The sequence below is a fragment of the Binatus sp. (SeqCode) genome, assembly GCF_049584895.1.
In the GTDB taxonomy this organism is placed as follows: Bacteria; Desulfobacterota; Binatia; order Binatales; family Binataceae; genus Binatus.
In genome coordinates, this window is record NZ_JBAUYR010000147.1 from 1 (window position 1) to 16,095 (window position 16,095).

Sequence of the window (16,095 nt, forward strand, 5' to 3'; positions counted from 1 at the left end):
AAATTCGGGTCGAAGGCTCTCTTGATCAAGCGATGCGAGTGCTCAAACGCAAGCTGGCCAAGGAGGGCGTTTTCAAAGAGATGAAGAAGCGGGCTTTTTACGAGAAGCCCAGCGTCCGCCGCAAGCGCAAACGTTCGGAAGCCCAGCGCCGTCGTCGTAAGGAACAGCGCCGCCGTCGCGCGTCCGCGATGTAAGTACCGAAAATTTTTTGATTCCAATCAGGTGCTGGAGAAATCCAGCACCTTTTCTTTTTTCAGTTTTTTCAGTGAATCCGCTGGTCAGCCGATGATCGAGGGAAATTTCCTTCCTGTCGCGCGACGCTCCTACGACGGCAGGGGGCGCCAGGTGAAGATTACCTGCCCGCCGGCTACGTAGCAGTCCAGATCATAGTGAGGCTGACCGGCCTCGGTACGATGCAGGCGGAAATTTTCGACTGCGCGATGCAACGCGTCGGGCGTCAGGGTTCCGTCGACGCATTTGCCCTCGAGCTGTTGCGCGCGGACCTCAGCACCCAGGTGCACGGAGATACATCGAGGGCCGCTATGCTGATCGAGAGGACCAGCGCCCACGCAAGCACATCGCAGGCACAGCACTACCGGCCCACGGTCGTCGCTGGGCGCGGCGAAGAACTCGCGCTCGAGCCGATCGAGGCCCATCGCGCATTCACACCATGCTTCGCGTGCGCGTTCGGCGGAAAAGCGCCGAATGGCGCGCGCCAGCTCGCGCATCAGGTTTTCATTCGAGCGCGGTTCGAGCGCGACGATCGAGTCGTCCTCGATACGCATCGAGGCACCCAATTGCTCGGTCAGGAAATGGCGCAAGTTGATCGGCAATCGGCTGCCGAGCTGCAAGCGCTGAGTCTCGAACGGCGCTGGCTCGATTGGGATGCTGCGCCCGCAACGCGAGAACGTCCGAGGGCTGTTGAATACTGAAAGTGATTGCAAACGCTCCAACGGCGACGGCGCGCCATAAGCAAATCGGGTTGCGTTGGCGCGTCGATGAACCAAGGGTCCGTTTCGCACAGTCTCAACCTCCAAGGGCTTCGTGTTCCGGTCGGCGTGCCGTGCACGCGACCTTACCGCCGGACACCGTCAAGGGCCGTTGGTCATCCAACTTAAATTTTGAACTGTTAATGCGACTGAGGCGAGAGAAATCGATTCGGGCGTGGTTCAAAACAGGTCGGATTGCCATGGCGCCGCGCCAATACTGACGGCCGCGGCGCGCGGCGGCGCCGATTTCAGGGCTGCAAGATCGAAAAGCGCCAAAACAAGACTGCGCCATGCGCACCGGCTCTTTTCATCGGACCATCAGCCCAGCTCGGCATCTTTGCGATGCCCGCCCGCCTGCCCGCACCCACAACTCAATCCAAGCAGCGGCTCGATGGATAATGCGCGCGTCGACTGGTGGTCAAATCCCCGACTTGGCCGTTGCGGTCCGCGCGACGTTTTCAGGCCATCAAGATCCTAAGACGGCATCTTAACTAGCGCGCGTACCGTGGTCGGGCAATATCGTTCGAGCGATAATGATCCGATGTTCAAACTTGACAACCGGTTGCTCAAATGCAGCTTTTCGTGGGCATTCCCATCGCGTCGGCAGCGTCAGAATGAGATGCGCTAATGGAACTCTATCGGCGGTCCGACGAGACTCAACAGGATGCGGCTGGGATAAAATTATCAGGGACTCAAGCCGGGCTAGGGTTTGTCGCGCATGCGACATTTTGATCGTCGTCTCCAACCTCGACCAGCACAAATGCGCCGCATCATGATCGACCAGTGCGTGAGAATTAAGAGAACAAATCCTTTGCTGTCAGCGCGATGACCACAACACGATTCACGGTCCAGTCAGAAAATTTCCAGTCTCGAGAATTTTTTCAGTGGGCCGCTTCAGCCGGCAGGTTGCGCGTGTCGCGCTTGAGGAACAGGAAGGTCGGCACCAGTATCAGCATCAGCACGCACAGGATTCGGTAGATGTCGTTGAACGACAGCATCATCGCCTGCCGCTGCACCATTCCGTAGAGCATCGCCATCCCATGTTTGTGGCCCATCGCGAACTCGTCGCCCATGTTCAGGCCGCCCGGCATCTGCATATGCGGGAGCGTGAAGACCGTGATGTGCTCGACGAGGTAGCTCTGATTGACCTGCTGGCGATGGATCAGGAGCGTCGTCAGGTACGACGTGCCGATCGCGGCGCCGAGGTTGCGGGTGACTGAGTAGAGACTCGCCGCGCGCCCCATCTTGAATTTCTCCATCGAGCTCAGCGCCGCCGCCGACAAGCCCGGGAACACCAGGCCGGTGCCGACGCCCTGGAGAACAGTGGGCCATACGATTCGGCGCACGTCGGAGGCGAGATTCAGCCCCGACATCTCCCACATCGCGAGGCCAACGAAGATAAAGCCGATACCGACCAGCGGACGGATGTCACCGCCGCGGCGCGCGTAGGTGCCGAGGATGACCATCGAGAACATCGTGCCGAAGCCGCGCGGCGCCATCACGAGTCCAGCCTTCGACGCGGTGTAGCCGAGAGTCTCCTGCAGGAAGATCGGATTCAGAATCGCGGTGCCGTAGAGCGTAAAGGTCAGGAAAATTACCAGCGCTACCGGCAGCGTGAAGTTCATGTTCTCGAGAATCGAGAGATCGACGACCGGATCCTCGGTATGCAGCTCGTGATAAACCAGGATCGCGAGCGAGACGAGCGCCGCGGCGGTGCAGTAGACCACCCACGGGCTGGTGAACCAATCGGCGCGCTCGCCGCGATCGAGCACGATCTCGCCAAGGCCGAGCGTCACGAACAGGCATGCGATCCCAAGCAGGTCGACGCGTCCGCGCCGCAGGTTGCGCATGTACGACGGGTCGTCGACGAAGCGGTAGACCATGAACGCCGCCAACGTCCCGATCGGCACGTTGATGTAGAAATTCCAGCGCCAGCTCCACGCGTCGGTGATATAGCCGCCGATGGTCGGGCCCATGATCGGCGCGACCATCATCCCGATTCCCCACACCGCCATCGCCATCGCCTGCTCGCGCGGCGGAAAGGTCTCCATCAGGATGGCCTGTGACAAAGGCATCATCGCCGCGCCCGCCGCACCCTGCATCAGCCGGAAAAACACTATCTGGTTGAGCGATTGCGCCACGCCGCACAGCGCCGACGACACGATAAACATCGCGATCGACGCGACGAAGTAGCGCTTGCGCCCAAAGCGCTCGGCGATCCACCCGGTCATCGGGATCATGATTCCCGCGGCGACCAGGTACGACGTGACGACCCACGCAATCTCGTCGACGCTCGCGGAAAAACTGCCCTGCATATGCGGCAGCGAGACGTTGACGATCGAGGAGTCGAGGACCTCGAGCACGGTGCCCAGCATCACGGAGAACGCGATGATCCACTTACGCTTCGAGGAGAACTCATGCACCTCGTGCGTCGGTTGGGTAAGCGGTTTGGGCGCGACAGCCATCGCGGAAATCCTCGCCTACGGTACAAAGCGAGCGTCGAGGATGCAAAAGACTGAGAACGTCGATGCGGTCATTGCAGGAGAATCGAAGGAAACGTTATTGAATGTGAAACCCGCCGTGGGTTTCACTACAATCAAGTTCTCATGCCTCTCTCCGTCCTGCCGCCAGGCCCGAACCTGATCGCGACGTTCGGCTTCGTGCGGAATCCCTTTCGATTTCTCGACGAATGCGCACAGCGCTACGGCGATTGGTTCACGGTGCGGGTGCCGGGAGTCTTGCCGTTCGTCTTCACGAGCGCTCCCGATGCGGTGCGTGAGGTCTTCCTCGGCGATCCCGACGCGCTGCATGCGGGCGAGGCCAACCGACCGCTGGGCGCGTTCATGGGTGAGCGGTCGTCGCTGTTCCTCGACGCCCCCGAGCATCTGCGGCAGCGGCGCCTGCTGCTGCCGGCGTTTCATGGCGAGCAGGTCGCATCGCACGCCGATGCGATGCGCACGGCGGCTGACAATGCGATCGCGTCGTGGCCTTTAGGGCAGCAGTTCCCGATTCATCCGCAGATGCGCGCGATCACCTTCGAGACGATCATCCGTACGGTTTTCGGATTCGAAGATGACAGCACCGGCACCGAGTTGCGCGCATCGCTGAAAGCACTATTCGAGATCTTTTCCAGCCGCCTCGGCACACTCTTCAGCTTGCCCGCGATGCGTATCGACGCCGGCGCGTGGAGTCCATGGGGACGTGCGGTCAGGCTGACGCGTCAGGTCGACGCAATACTGTTCAATGAATTCGCGCGGCGGCGAAAGGAGGGCGTCGAGGGACGCGCGGACGTTCTCTCGATGCTGCTAGCTGCGCGCAACGAAAACGAACAACCGCTCCCCGACGAAGTAATCTGCGACGAGATGTACACGCTGATGCTAGCGGGACACGAAACCACCGCCGCCTCGATGGCATGGGTAATCAACCGGCTGATCACAAATCCCGACGTGATGGAACGCGCGCGCGCCGAAGTTTCTTCAGTATTAAGAGACCAACAACTCGATTCGTCTAACGTTGGGAAATTGAAGTACGTCGAGGCGGTGATCAACGAGACGATGCGCCTGGACCCCGTCATCCCAAACTTCGGCCGCACCCTGACCAGGCCGTTGAAAATCGCGGGCCGCGACCTGCCGGCGGGCGTGACAATCGCGCCATGCATCTACCTGGTGCATCGACGCCCCGAGCTATGGCCAAACCCCGAGCAATTCAACCCCGACAGATTCCTCGAAGCGCGCCAAAGCCCCTACAGCTTCTTCCCCTTCGGCGGCGGCGCCCGCCGATGCCTGGGCGCAGCCTTCGCGACGTATCAGATGAAAATCGTGATCGCAGAAATCCTGGCGCGCGTGAATCTGAAGCCAGCCCCCGGCTACAAAGCGAGCGCCACCCGCCGCGGCATCGCATTCGCACCGAGTGATGGCCTCCCTGTAATTGCGACAAATCGTTCTTAACACTGGGTGCAGGGTCACCCCTGACCAAGGAAGCGTGAAGCCCACGGAGGGTTCCACTACAATCAAGTGTTCCTCGACGCCCCCGAGCATCTGCGGCAGCGGCGCCTGCTGCTTCCGGCTCGCGCGAGTTTCTAGTATTCGGACATGCATGTTCACCGGTATCGACCATGTCGCGATCGTGGTTAACGAACTCGAATCGGCGATTGCGAGTTATTCGCGCGTGGGATTCACGGTCGTTCGAGGCGGGAAGCATCCGATCGGAACTCACAACGCGCTGATCGCGTTCGCCGACGGCAGCTATCTCGAACTGATCGCGTTTACGAAACCGGACACGGGGCATCGCTGGCAGCGGGCGCTCGCGAAGGGCAGCGGCATCGTCGATTTTTGCCTGAGCACCGACGATCTTGCGGCGGACGTCGAGTCGATGCGCCGCGGGGGCGCGAAGATTGGCGATCCTTTTTCGCTGACCCGCGATCGTCCCGACGGCTATCACCTCAGTTGGTTGCTCGCGACTCCCGAAACTCCATTCAGCGGCCAGTTGCCGTTTCTGATCAAGGACGACACGCCGCGCGATGAGCGGGTCCCGCGTGCGCGGTCGCATCGCAACGGCGCCGGTGGGATTCGCACGCTGGCGATCGCGGTGGACGATCCCGGCACGACCAGCCGCTGCTATGCGCGCGTGCTCGGGCGTCCCGGTGCGCCTGTGCAGCGTCCAGACCTCGAAGCGGCGGGCGTTGTGTTCACGATTGGTCCGAACGAGGTGCAGTTGCTTGCGTCGAAAAGCGAGAATGGCCCACTGGCGCAATGGATTCGCGATCATGGTCAATCGCCGTTCGAGCTCGTCCTCGCGAATCCGGGCGCTGGTGCGACGACGCTTGACGCCTCACTCCTGCAAGGCGCGCGCATCAGGTTCGCGTGATTGTGTTGTAGTAGGATCGCGAACGCGATGGACCTCTCGGGCAACATTCCTCGCATCGTCATAGCAGCGACTGGCAGTGGCGCTGGCAAGACCACTGCCACGGTTGCGCTGATCGGTGCGATGCGCGCGCGCGGGCTAAAAGTCGCGGCCTTCAAGTGCGGGCCTGATTATCTCGACCCCACCTATCACGAACGCGCGGCCGGCGTTCGCTCGCATAACCTTGACGGCTGGATGATGGATCGTGACGCGGTAGTCGCGACTTTTGCGCGCGCGTCCGCCGACGCTGACATCGCGGTGATCGAAGGGATGATGGGGCTGTTCGATTCGGCGACGCCGACCAGTGATGAAGGCTCGACCGCCCAGCTTGCGAAATGGCTCGACGCGCCGGTGATCCTTGTTACTGACGCGTCCGGCGTCGCGCGCACGATTGCCGCGGTGGCAGCGGGTTTCGCGCGTTTCGATCCGGCGGTGCGCGTGGCCGGGATGATTTGCAATCGCGTTGGTGGGCGCGGGCATCTGGATTTGTTGCGCGCCGCCCAGCCCGAAGTTCCTATAGTCGGTGGATTTCCCGCAAATGCCGATCTCGCTTTTCCGGAGCGTCATCTCGGCCTGCTGATGGCGGACGAATCGAATGTGCCGCAGCGGCTGATCGACGGATGGAGCCGGCTTGCGGCCGAGTGGCTCGATCTCGACGCGATTGTCGAGATTGCGCGATCGGCGCCCGCGCTTGAAGTTGGTCGCGCGTCTGTGCTGAGCAAGATCGATCCGAGTGCGCGGCCGCGATGCCGAATCGGCGTTGCGTACGACGAGGCGTTTCACTTTTACTATGAAGATAATTTGAATCGGCTGCGTTTGCTCGGCGCGGAGATTCTAAATTTCTCGCCGATCCGCGATCGCGAACTGCCCGAAGTCGATGGACTCTACTTTGGCGGCGGATATCCCGAGGCGTTCGCGCGCGAACTGTCTTCGAACACTGCGATGCTCGCGGCCATTCGGCGCTTCGCGGCTAGCGGCGGCCTGATTTATGCCGAATGCGGCGGACTGATGTACCTGACGGACGCAATCAAAACGCTTGACGGCGCGCGATGGCCGATGGCTGCGATCATCCCCGGCGTCGCGGTGATGTCGGAGAGACTGCAGGCGATTGGCTACGTCGAGGTCGAGACGCTAGCGGATTCGATTCTCGGTCCTACCCAGACGCGATTTCGAGGGCATCAGTTTCGCCATTCGACGCTCGAAGCTGTTGATGGCGCCGATCGGATCGATCGCGTCTACATCGATCGCATCTACAAGGTTGCGCCGCGATGGGGTGGCGCTCCGTTCGCCGAAGGCTACCGTGTCGCAAATGTTCTCGCGTCGTACGTTCACGCGCATTGGGCCTCGAATCCCGCCGTCGCGGAGGCGCTAGTCGATGCGTGCATTCATTCGCGCGTATCAAGACAACCGGCTGGATAGCGTCTAGAATTGCCGTCATGAGCAGCGACCGCGCAGAGCAAAATCGAAATAAAGACCGCACGAAGATTCCCGGCGATTTTCCCGCCGCGCCGCTGACGCTCGAGGGCTACAGCATTCTGCATCAGATGTTCCGCGTGCGGCGGCGCGAATTGCGCGCCATCGAAGCCGCGAAACTCGACGCGGCAATCAACGACGCGTCGAAGATGTTCGCCGAGATGGCGCGGCGCGAGGACGGTGAGAGCGCGCTTTTTTCAGCATTGGGACACAAGGGCGATCTGATGATCGTTCATTTTCGGCGCAGCTTCGAGGAACTCCGCGATGCTGAACAGGCGGTCGCGGGGCTCGCGCTCAGCGACTACCTGGAGCCGACTACGTCGTATCTGTCGGTGATCGAGATCGGGCTTTACGAAGCGACGGTGGCGCTCTATCGCAAACTCGTCGAGAGCGGCGTCGGACCGCATTCGCCGCAATGGAAATCGGAAATCGAGTCCGAGCTTGCCCGCCAGCGCGAGAAGATATCGCCGCGCCTGTTTCCGAAAATTCCCACGCGCCCATTCCTGTGTTTCTATCCGATGGACAAGAAACGCGACGGCGCCGACAACTGGTACCGATTGCCGATCGAGGATCGCCAGCGGTTGATGCACAATCATGGGATGGTCGGGCGGCGTTTCGCGGGTGAGGTGACGCAGATCATTTCGGGCTCGATCGGTTTCGACGATTGGGAATGGGGGGTCGACCTGTTTGCCGACGATCCGATCGTGTTCAAGAAACTCGTCTACGAGATGCGCTTTGACGAGGCCAGCGCGTCGTACGCGAAGTTCGGTCCCTTCTATGTCGGCATCCGGCTCGAGCCGGGCGCGCTCGGCAAACTCTTCTGACCTGAGCGAGAACTCACGCACTGGCGCTGACCGCATCAACTGCGTAGCCCGACAGCGCCAACTTGGCTATGATCCCTTCACTATGAAGAAAGCCAAAATCGCGGAGCTTCGAAACGGCCTTTCCCGCTATCTCGATCACGTCCGTGCGGGCGGTTCCGTAATCGTGTACGACCGCGACACCTCAATCGCCGAGATCGTTCCTCTCACAAAGGGCAAAGCTGTCAGCAAACAGGACCGTGATGAGGAACGCCCGGCGCGGCTTGAACGAAAGGGCGCTATCAGGCGCGGCACCGGCGATTTGGTTGCATGGTTCAAGACTCATAAGCCCATCAAGATCCCTGAAGGCGCTAGCGTTCTGCAGGCACTGTTGGAGGAGCGAGAGAACGGCCGGTGAGATACTGGGACGCCTCGGCGCTGGTCCCTTTATTCATTGAAGAGGCGTCGACCGCGGAAGTTCAGGGCTGGCGAGCCGCCGATCCTGGCATCACGACCTGGATGATGACACGAGTCGAAGCAATCTCAGGCATCGCAAGAAGGAAACGTGAATGGCCGGAACTGCTAGCTCGATGGAACCGAGCGGTTCGGGAAGTGCACGAAGTCGCTTCGAGATGGAGTTAAATTTCCGACGCCGCCGCCACTCGCCTTCACGCTGAGCGCATCGTCATGGACTATCCACTGCGCGCGGCAGACGCCCTTCAGCTCGGCGCCGCCATTGTTGCCGCCGACGGCGACCCGCAATCTCTCGAACTCGTCACGCTCGATAACAGACTCGCAGAAGCGGCACGGCGCGAAGGGTTTCCTGTCCTCACGGTGCGGTAGATCCTAAGCGGTTGTCGGAGTGCTCGCGTCCTCTGCGCGCAAGGCTGTCAGCTCGCGACTCGCGCGCGGCAGGAACACCAGCCCGATCAGCGCGTTGCACAGCATGAACGTTAGCTGCGCCGCGAGGCTGTAGGCGACGATTTTTGCGGGCGTCGCGTTGGTCGAGAAGAACAGCAGCCACGCGGCCTGGCTGGTGCCGAGATGAGCCACCGAGATTGGCAGCGCGGCGGCGAGGAACACCAGTGGCAGAAACAGCATCAGCTTCACAAACGGGATCGCGATTCCGTACAGCGCCAGCGCGTAATATTGCGCGACGACCGAGGCGAGAAACGTCGGCGCCTTGATCGCCAGCACCATCAGGTAGTCGAGTGGGCGCGCCTCGACGAACGTCGCGAGCAGTGCTCCTGCGCGTCCAGTCTCGACCCAGTCGCGAATCCGGGCGCTGCGACGGGCAATCGCGAAAAAAATCATGACTCCCGCAAGCAGAGCCCAGGCCGCGATGTACGCGATGCGCAGAATCGCGACGATCCTTATCTGCGCGGCGCCTACCGGTGTGTAGAAGATCACGCCGAGCGTCGAGAACAGAAAGAGCTGGTAAATTTCGAGCATCGCGATGAAGAGCACCGAGCTGAGCGCGCTCAGAAAGGTGATACCGGCTTTGCGATGCAGATAATACGCGACGCCGCCCTGCGCGAGGCTGGTGTTGATTAGCGCCAGCACGTACATGCTCGCGCGAATCGGCAGGATGTCGCGGTAGCGCATCCGCGCGTTGAAGCGTCGCACGACCCAGGTGAGGCAGGCGGAATCGATCGCGCAGTAGAAGAGCGAGTAGGGCATGAAGACCGCCAGGAAATCGAGTATCGGCACCTGCGACAGCGCCTGCTCGACTTTGCGAATCGGGATGCGCCAGAAGATCAAAGCAAAAATCGCGACGGTCCCGAGATACGGGAGCGCCTTGCGCCAGAGCGGTGTCGCGCGTGCCGCGGGGACGTCGTCGCGCTGGATCGCGGTCGTGTCGGGAATCGGGCCGGCGCTCATGCGTCGTTGATCCTGACTGCGGCGGTACCGGTCGGCACCTGTTGGCCGCGCTGATTGTCGACGTGAATCTGCAGCTCTGCGCGATTCGCATTCAGATCGACGGAAATAATTTTCGCGTGCGAGAGCAACGTGTCGCCAAAGAGCACCGGTTTGGTGAGCGATACTTCGATGCGTCCGCCGCGAACGAAGCGCATGCCGAAGTTGTCGGCGAGGAATTGCGCGATTACCGCGATCGTCTGCTCGCCGCCGGCGATCGGTGCCGTGAACCCTGCCTTGCGCGCTGCGTCCTTGTCGTCGTGGATACCGCGTGGCGGGCGGCGCCGCGGTGGCCCTTCGATGCCATCGTGATAGGCCTTGGCCGCAGCCGCGTCGAGGAGGTAGGGAGCAGAGACCAGCTCCGCGCCGATTCGAATCTCGCCTGCCGCCGCGCTCATTGCATTTCGCCTTTGTCGTTCAGCAGGACCGACGTGATCGCCTGCCGTATCAGCAGTTGATTCGTCGCGGCGTCGCGCGATTCATATTCCAGCGTGAAATAAAACTTGCCTCGCTTGCGGTACGTCGCGGTGATCGTTCCTTCGACCTTGACTGCCTGCCCGACGCGCATCGGCTCATGGAACTCGCACCAATGCTTGGCGTGGACGCCGCCCTTGCCGCCTTTCAGATGCGTGGCGATAAGAAGAGCGTAATCCTGCAGGCGCATCGTCGGCGGCACGATCGCGTTGGGATTTTGCGCAGTCGGGATGAAGTCGGGATTCGTAGCCTTGACCGCATCAGAAAATGATCGCGCGCGCTCCGGGGTGACGACGTAGTTAATCGGCCCGAGGCGCATTCCCTCGTGGAGGTTCTCGGGACACATCGGGAGTCTCGCGTCGTCACTCATGGTACCGATTGAACGACATTAGCAGGCGTGCAAGATTCGGCGAACCGTCTTTCAAGAAAATGGTTTTTCAGGAAAGTGGCTACCAACAAAGCAGATTACGCACGTAAAGCGCGGATTCATCTCAGCAAGGCTGATCCGATCCTCGCGCGGATTATTGCCGAAGTCGGTCCACTTGGAATCCAGCCGCGGCGCGAGCGTTTCCAGGCACTGGCGCGGGCGATCATTTTTCAGCAGCTCGCGGGCGCGGCCGCCAATGCGATCTACGGCCGTTTCGTCGGGCTGTTCCCCGATGCCGAATTTCCGACGCCCGAACAAGTGCTGGCCAAGACCGACGCCGAATTACGCGCCGTAGGCCTTTCGGGAAAGAAAGCACTCTATATAAAAGACCTCGCCGCGCACATCAGGGACGGCAAGCTCAACTTCCACCTGTTCCACCGCATGTCCGACGAAGAGATCATCGAGCATCTCGTCATGGTCAAGGGAATCGGCCGATGGACCGCCGAGATGTTCCTGATGTTCAACCTGGGGCGGCCCGACGTGATGCCCGCCGACGACCTGGGCGTCCAGAATGCAATCAGACGCCACTACCGGATGCGCCAACGCCCCAATCGCAAACGCCTGCTAAAACACGCCGAGCGATGGCGTCCCTACAGAACCGCGGCGGCATGGTACCTATGGCGCAGCCTCGACATCGTTCTGCCCGACGGCAGCGCGAAGGCGCCGACGAAGAACGTCGCGAAGAGGAAGAAGAAGTAGGACTCATCGGTTGCCCGGCAGCTTCGAAGATTTTTGCAACTCGGGGTTCATGTAATCCCACGGCTGGGCGCTCGAAACGTAGATGTCCTGCGTGGGACGAAACGTACTTGGGTCGTCCAGGCTGCCGACTCGGATATTGGCGAAGTCGGGGCCGAAGCCGAACAGGGGCGATCCGCAATCGCCGCAGAAGGCTCGCGTGGTTGTGCGCCCGCTGTCGGCGGTGAGTGCGAAGTGCTTCGGCGTCCCCTTGACTAGTCTGAAGCGTGCGCTGGGAACAATTAGAATCGAGGCGAAGGCGCTCCCGGTTTCACGCTGACAATCCCGACAGTGACAATTCAGGGCCAGCGCTGGCTCCCCCTCATAGCTGTACCGAATCGCACCGCAGGCGCATCCACCAAAAATCGGCGTGGACATACTGCTCTCCTCTATGCAGCTCTTTTTATTCGGCCAGCATTGGGTTTGGTTTTGGGAAGCCTAGTTTTGCGAGGGATTGGTCGAGGGTGCGGATGTCGTCAGATGGAGTGGGCGCGTGCTCGGCGAGATCGTCGACGCGGCGGCGCATTTCTTTTAGTTCTTTGTAGAGATTGCCGGACAGGCTGGCGATCAGTGCGAAGCAGATCCACGGGACTGCCACCAGCGCAATCACTGTAATTGCGATCATCGTGCGGGCTTGCGATTCGGCGCTGTTGGCGACCGCTATCACGGCGGCGTCGTCGACACTCATCAGATCGGCGACGCTGCCTTGCAGATCGCGGAGCTTCGGCTCGAGGCTGTCGTCGCTTGGCGACGCGGTGCGCATCGCGTCGAACAACGGACGGGCGTCGTTGGCGATTTTTTCGATTAGTTCGGCTTGTTCGCGGCTACCGATATGCTGCCGCGCGACTTCGATCTCGGAAATGAAACCGCGCTGCTGGTCCATCACGATTTGCGAGGCGTCAGGCTGCGTGCGTCCCCAATCCATCTTGTAGAGCGCGGTTTCCATCCCCTCGGCGGCGCGCTCCGCCGCATATTCGTTGTCATTGATTTCACGCGGCAAGGTGCCGAATGCGTGGAACCCGCCGGCAATTACAACCGCCGCGATTAGCAGAATTGCCGGCGCGAGCGCGGCAACGAAACGGAGCTTGGTGACGATAGTCAGGTTGTTCATGCAGTTCTTTCGTTCCCGTCGTTATCCCAAAGGATGCCCGCGACGGATGCGAAAACGCAACGCCCGATATGATCTCCGCGCCGCCGTATGCAATAATTCTCGCGATGAACTTTGCCGATCGCCTTGCTCAAGCGTCGCGCGCAAAAGACAGCGTCGTGGTGCTCGGCATCGATCCTCAGCTCGACGCTCCCGGGGCTCCGGGAATCCCGCCCGGTTACACGCTCGCGCGCTTCTGCTGTGAAATCGTCGAGGCTTGCGCGCGCTCTGCGATCGCCATAAAGCCGCAGCTTGCGTTTTACGAAGCGCGCGGTCTTGAAGGGATGCGCGCGTTTTGCGAGGTCATCAAGCTTGCGCGACGCCTTGGCTTGATCACAATCGCAGATGCGAAGCGCGGTGATATTGGTACGACCTCGGCCGCGTACGCGGAGGCCTTTCTCGGCGACGGGGATTTCAACTGCGACTCGGTCACGGTCAATCCGTACCAGGGCAGCGATGCGCTGATGCCGTTTATCGCGAAGGTCAAAAACGGGCGCGGCGTGTTCGTGCTGGTGAAGACATCGAATCCTTCGTCGGGCGAATTTCAGGATCTCAATGCGCCCAGTCGCCCGATATGGGAGTCGGTGGCGGCGCGCGTCAACGGATGGGGCGGCGATTTTATCGGCGCGAGCGGGCTCAGCTCGGTCGGTGCGGTGGTCGGCGCGACTTATCCGGTGCAGGCGCGGCGCGCGCGCGAGTTGATGCCGGCGGCGACGATTCTCGTGCCGGGATATGGCGTGCAAGGCGGCACCGCCACTGACGCGGTGGCGTCGGCGCGCGCGGACGGAACGGGATTCATCGTGAATGCGAGCCGAAGCCTGATGTACGCGTATCGGAAGAAAGAAGGCGCCCAGCCGATCGAGGCCGCCGCGGAGTACGCAGAAGCGATGCGCGTCGAGATCAACGCGGCGCTCGCGACGCGCAGCACCGAAGCATTGGCGCGTACCGCGTAGCGGAACTTAATCGAATGTGAAACCCGCGGTGGGTTTCACGCTTCCTTCGGCAGGGGTGACCCCTGCACCCACTATTTGGCGGGGTTGTTCAAATTCGCGGCAAAGAATTTTGTGCTGCAAGTCCATGCGTCTTGCCGCCGCACGCGGCTCGCAATGAACGCACAGTGATCGAATCAGCCGGCGCGCGCGGGCTATGCGCGCATCAGCTCGGCTTCGTCGGCGGCGATGGTGGCGTAGACTTCGCGATCGATCTTGCGATAGCGATCGAGCGATTTTGCCGCCTGCTCCTCGTGACCCTGCTCCTTGGCGATCTCGTGCATCTCTTTTTCGATCCACGATAGATGCCACGATTCGTCCTTGGTGACTGACTTCAGGACTTCCATCGTTTCCGCGTCGACGTTGGGCAGCGCCATATGCGCGTTATAGCGGCTCTGCGCGCGCTCTTCGACCACGACCGTCAACGCGAGCAGATCGATGATTGTCTTGGGCACGCCGGTTCGCAGCCCGAGCCGGCGCTGGTAGCCGTCGTCGATAAGGATGGGGGCGCCGCCGAGGTCCGAGATTCGCTTGGTCCAGAGATAGGCGTGTCGGGTTTCATCGGCCAGGTGAGCCGTCATCTTGAGCTGCGACTCGCCGTCTTTCATGTGGGAGAGAAGATTGAAGAGCAAACGCGCACCGCGCAACTCGGCGTCGCGGTAAAAGCTGAAGATAAGAATCTGCTTGTCCGCCGCGGACATTCCAGTGAAATTCATAGTTCCAAGTGATGCGCTCAATAGCCAAATCCTCCCGTCAGCCGCCCGCACAACACGGCCAATGTCTAATAGTATCAGATAGGACGGTTGCGCATAACTTATGCGATTCGTTTTGCATGGTCAACAAAATAGGCGCGCCGCCTCGCCCGAGCGAGCATCCTGACAGTACGCTTCTTTGACCAGACGGTTGCGCTCTTCCCCTCGCCCTGGAAGCGTCCAGAGTGGGGAAGAAAATCCGGGGCGTGCTTGCGAATCCCCGCCGTTGAGAACAACTTATTGTCTATATGCCTTCACCAGACGTTTACTGGCTTGCGTTAAGACGCGCGCGCGGGGTTGGTCCGCGCACCTGCAAGCTGCTGATCGAAAAGTTCGGCACGCCGGAAAAAATATTTCAGCTCAATTCTGACGAGATCGCGGCGGCCGGCGTGCCGCGCAACACCGCGCGCAGTATCGTCGAGTTTCGCGACTTCGAGCCGCTCGAGAAGGAACTGTGCGAGCTGCCGAATATCGGCGCGCGGCTGGTCAAATGGACTGACGCCGACTATCCCTCGAATTTGCGCCAGATTGCCGACCCGCCTCCGTTCCTGTTCGTTCGAGGTCCCGCGCAACTGACTGACGGCAACTGTATCGCTATCGTTGGCGCGCGCGCGGCCAGCGACATCGGCCGGCGGATGGCGCAGAGGCTCGGGCTTGAGCTCGCGGCCAAGGGCTTCACCGTCGTCAGCGGGCTCGCACGCGGTATCGACGGCGATGCGCATCAGGGCGCGCTCGACGCGCATGGCAAGACGCTCGCGGTGCTGGGATGCGGCGTCGACGTGATCTATCCCCCCGAGCATCGCAACCTGGCCGAGGCGATAATCGCCGGTGGTGGCGGGCTGATTAGCGAGCTCCCGATTGGAATGCAGCCGCTCGCCGAGAACTTTCCGACGCGCAATCGCATCCTGTCGGGACTCTGCCTCGGTGTCGTAATTGTCGAGGCTGCTGAAAAAAGCGGCTCTCTGATCACGGCGCGAATGGCGCTCGAGCAGGATCGCCAGGTGTTCGCCGTGCCCGGCAGTCCGCTCAGCGGCAAGACTCGCGGCAGCAATCGCCTTCTAAAGGAGGGTGCGAAGCTGGTCGAATGCGTCGAGGACGTGATCGAGGAGCTCGCGCCCCAGATGATTGGCGGCGGTCGTCCGCGCATGGCTGAAAGGATACCCGTCGCTCCGAGTGAAAAGGTTCCGACGCCGCCAACGTCTAATACAAGTGCGAGACCTGAAGTAGTCTGGGTGACTCAAAGTCCCGAAGATGCTAACTCTCTCGAAGGACCAGTTGACAGCACTACGACAATTTTAAACAATCTAAAAGAGTCTGACAAACTCCACGTTGACTCGATAATCGAGTCCTCCGGGCTCAATGCTCAAACCGTGCTTAGGTTACTTTTGGAATTGGAACTCGAAGGTCGCGTCACCCAGCATCCCGGCAAGCTTTTCTCGCTTGCATAAGTCTGGCAGGGTGAAGCCCTGAGGCGTCGGGGATTTTGGCTG

General features: G+C 60.9%; 18 protein-coding genes. 10 read left to right on the plus strand and 8 right to left on the minus strand.

Going from position 1 to position 16,095, the window contains the following annotated elements:
- Positions 1-32: 32 nt before the first annotated feature.
- Complete coding sequence (rpsU, locus tag WB650_RS24160) at positions 33-194, plus strand: 30S ribosomal protein S21 (protein ID WP_423962444.1); 162 nt, start codon at positions 33-35, stop codon at positions 192-194.
- 129 nt (positions 195-323) lie between these two features.
- Here the strand turns inward: rpsU and WB650_RS24165 are convergent, their stop codons facing one another.
- Both WB650_RS24165 and WB650_RS24170 read right to left on the minus strand, forming a co-directional pair.
- A complete protein-coding gene (locus tag WB650_RS24165) occupies positions 324-1,022 on the minus strand; it encodes a hypothetical protein (protein ID WP_422302921.1) in 699 nt (232 codons plus the stop codon).
- Positions 1,023-1,870: 848 nt separating this feature from the next.
- The gene (locus tag WB650_RS24170; protein ID WP_423962352.1) at positions 1,871-3,454 is read right to left on the minus strand and encodes a DHA2 family efflux MFS transporter permease subunit; all 1,584 of its coding nucleotides are present in this window, start codon (positions 3,452-3,454) and stop codon (positions 1,871-1,873) included.
- A gap of 141 nt (positions 3,455-3,595) precedes the next feature.
- Between WB650_RS24170 and WB650_RS24175 the strand changes: the two genes are divergently transcribed.
- The 6 genes from WB650_RS24175 to WB650_RS24200 all read left to right on the plus strand — a co-directional run bounded on the left by WB650_RS24175 (position 3,596) and on the right by WB650_RS24200 (position 9,007).
- Positions 3,596-4,936 (plus strand): cytochrome P450, encoded by a 1,341-nt coding sequence (locus tag WB650_RS24175; protein WP_422302917.1) that lies wholly within the window; start codon positions 3,596-3,598, stop codon positions 4,934-4,936.
- Positions 4,937-5,084: 148 nt separating this feature from the next.
- Positions 5,085-5,855, plus strand: a complete 771-nt coding sequence (locus WB650_RS24180) for a VOC family protein (protein ID WP_422302915.1) — start codon at positions 5,085-5,087, stop codon at positions 5,853-5,855.
- 27 nt (positions 5,856-5,882) lie between these two features.
- Entirely contained in the window at positions 5,883-7,310 is a 1,428-nt protein-coding gene (locus WB650_RS24185) for a cobyrinate a,c-diamide synthase (RefSeq protein WP_422302913.1), read from the plus strand.
- A gap of 17 nt (positions 7,311-7,327) precedes the next feature.
- The gene (gene hemQ, locus WB650_RS24190) at positions 7,328-8,188 is read left to right on the plus strand and encodes a hydrogen peroxide-dependent heme synthase (RefSeq protein WP_422302911.1); all 861 of its coding nucleotides are present in this window, start codon (positions 7,328-7,330) and stop codon (positions 8,186-8,188) included.
- An 82-nt stretch (positions 8,189-8,270) separates the two neighbouring features.
- Positions 8,271-8,582 (plus strand): type II toxin-antitoxin system Phd/YefM family antitoxin, encoded by a 312-nt coding sequence (locus WB650_RS24195; RefSeq protein WP_422302910.1) that lies wholly within the window; start codon positions 8,271-8,273, stop codon positions 8,580-8,582.
- Positions 8,583-8,851: 269 nt separating this feature from the next.
- A complete protein-coding gene (locus WB650_RS24200; RefSeq protein ID WP_422302908.1) occupies positions 8,852-9,007 on the plus strand; it encodes a hypothetical protein in 156 nt (51 codons plus the stop codon).
- 3 nt (positions 9,008-9,010) lie between these two features.
- On the opposite strand, the gene WB650_RS24205 is transcribed toward WB650_RS24200, so the two are convergent.
- Genes WB650_RS24205 through WB650_RS24215 form a run of 3 tightly spaced genes read right to left on the minus strand, consistent with a single transcriptional unit; the run spans position 9,011 to position 10,925 of the window.
- Entirely contained in the window at positions 9,011-10,045 is a 1,035-nt protein-coding gene (locus WB650_RS24205; RefSeq protein ID WP_423962354.1) for a lysylphosphatidylglycerol synthase domain-containing protein, read from the minus strand.
- Positions 10,042-10,479, minus strand: coding sequence for a MaoC family dehydratase (locus tag WB650_RS24210; RefSeq protein ID WP_422302904.1), 438 nt, complete (start codon positions 10,477-10,479; stop codon positions 10,042-10,044). The genes WB650_RS24205 and WB650_RS24210 overlap by 4 nt, the downstream gene beginning before the upstream one ends.
- Positions 10,476-10,925 carry an FAS1-like dehydratase domain-containing protein gene (locus WB650_RS24215; RefSeq protein ID WP_422302902.1) on the minus strand — a complete coding sequence of 150 codons (450 nt, stop codon included), beginning with the start codon at positions 10,923-10,925 and terminating at the stop codon, positions 10,476-10,478. The genes WB650_RS24210 and WB650_RS24215 overlap by 4 nt, the downstream gene beginning before the upstream one ends.
- 75 nt (positions 10,926-11,000) lie before the next feature.
- Between WB650_RS24215 and WB650_RS24220 the strand changes: the two genes are divergently transcribed.
- Positions 11,001-11,681, plus strand: a complete 681-nt coding sequence (locus WB650_RS24220; protein ID WP_422302900.1) for a DNA-3-methyladenine glycosylase family protein — start codon at positions 11,001-11,003, stop codon at positions 11,679-11,681.
- A 3-nt stretch (positions 11,682-11,684) separates the two neighbouring features.
- On the opposite strand, the gene WB650_RS24225 is transcribed toward WB650_RS24220, so the two are convergent.
- A complete protein-coding gene (locus tag WB650_RS24225) occupies positions 11,685-12,095 on the minus strand; it encodes a GFA family protein (RefSeq protein ID WP_422302898.1) in 411 nt (136 codons plus the stop codon).
- A 25-nt stretch (positions 12,096-12,120) separates the two neighbouring features.
- Complete coding sequence (locus WB650_RS24230) at positions 12,121-12,828, minus strand: hypothetical protein (protein ID WP_423962357.1); 708 nt, start codon at positions 12,826-12,828, stop codon at positions 12,121-12,123.
- A 68-nt stretch (positions 12,829-12,896) separates the two neighbouring features.
- Between WB650_RS24230 and pyrF the strand changes: the two genes are divergently transcribed.
- Positions 12,897-13,817, plus strand: coding sequence for an orotidine-5'-phosphate decarboxylase (gene pyrF / locus WB650_RS24235; RefSeq protein ID WP_423962359.1), 921 nt, complete (start codon positions 12,897-12,899; stop codon positions 13,815-13,817).
- 191 nt (positions 13,818-14,008) lie between these two features.
- On the opposite strand, the gene WB650_RS24240 is transcribed toward pyrF, so the two are convergent.
- Positions 14,009-14,590 (minus strand): hypothetical protein, encoded by a 582-nt coding sequence (locus tag WB650_RS24240; protein WP_422302892.1) that lies wholly within the window; start codon positions 14,588-14,590, stop codon positions 14,009-14,011.
- A 263-nt stretch (positions 14,591-14,853) separates the two neighbouring features.
- On the opposite strand from WB650_RS24240, the gene dprA reads away from it, so the two are divergent.
- Entirely contained in the window at positions 14,854-16,053 is a 1,200-nt protein-coding gene (dprA, locus tag WB650_RS24245; RefSeq protein WP_422302890.1) for a DNA-processing protein DprA, read from the plus strand.
- The last annotated feature ends 42 nt before the right edge of the window (positions 16,054-16,095 follow it).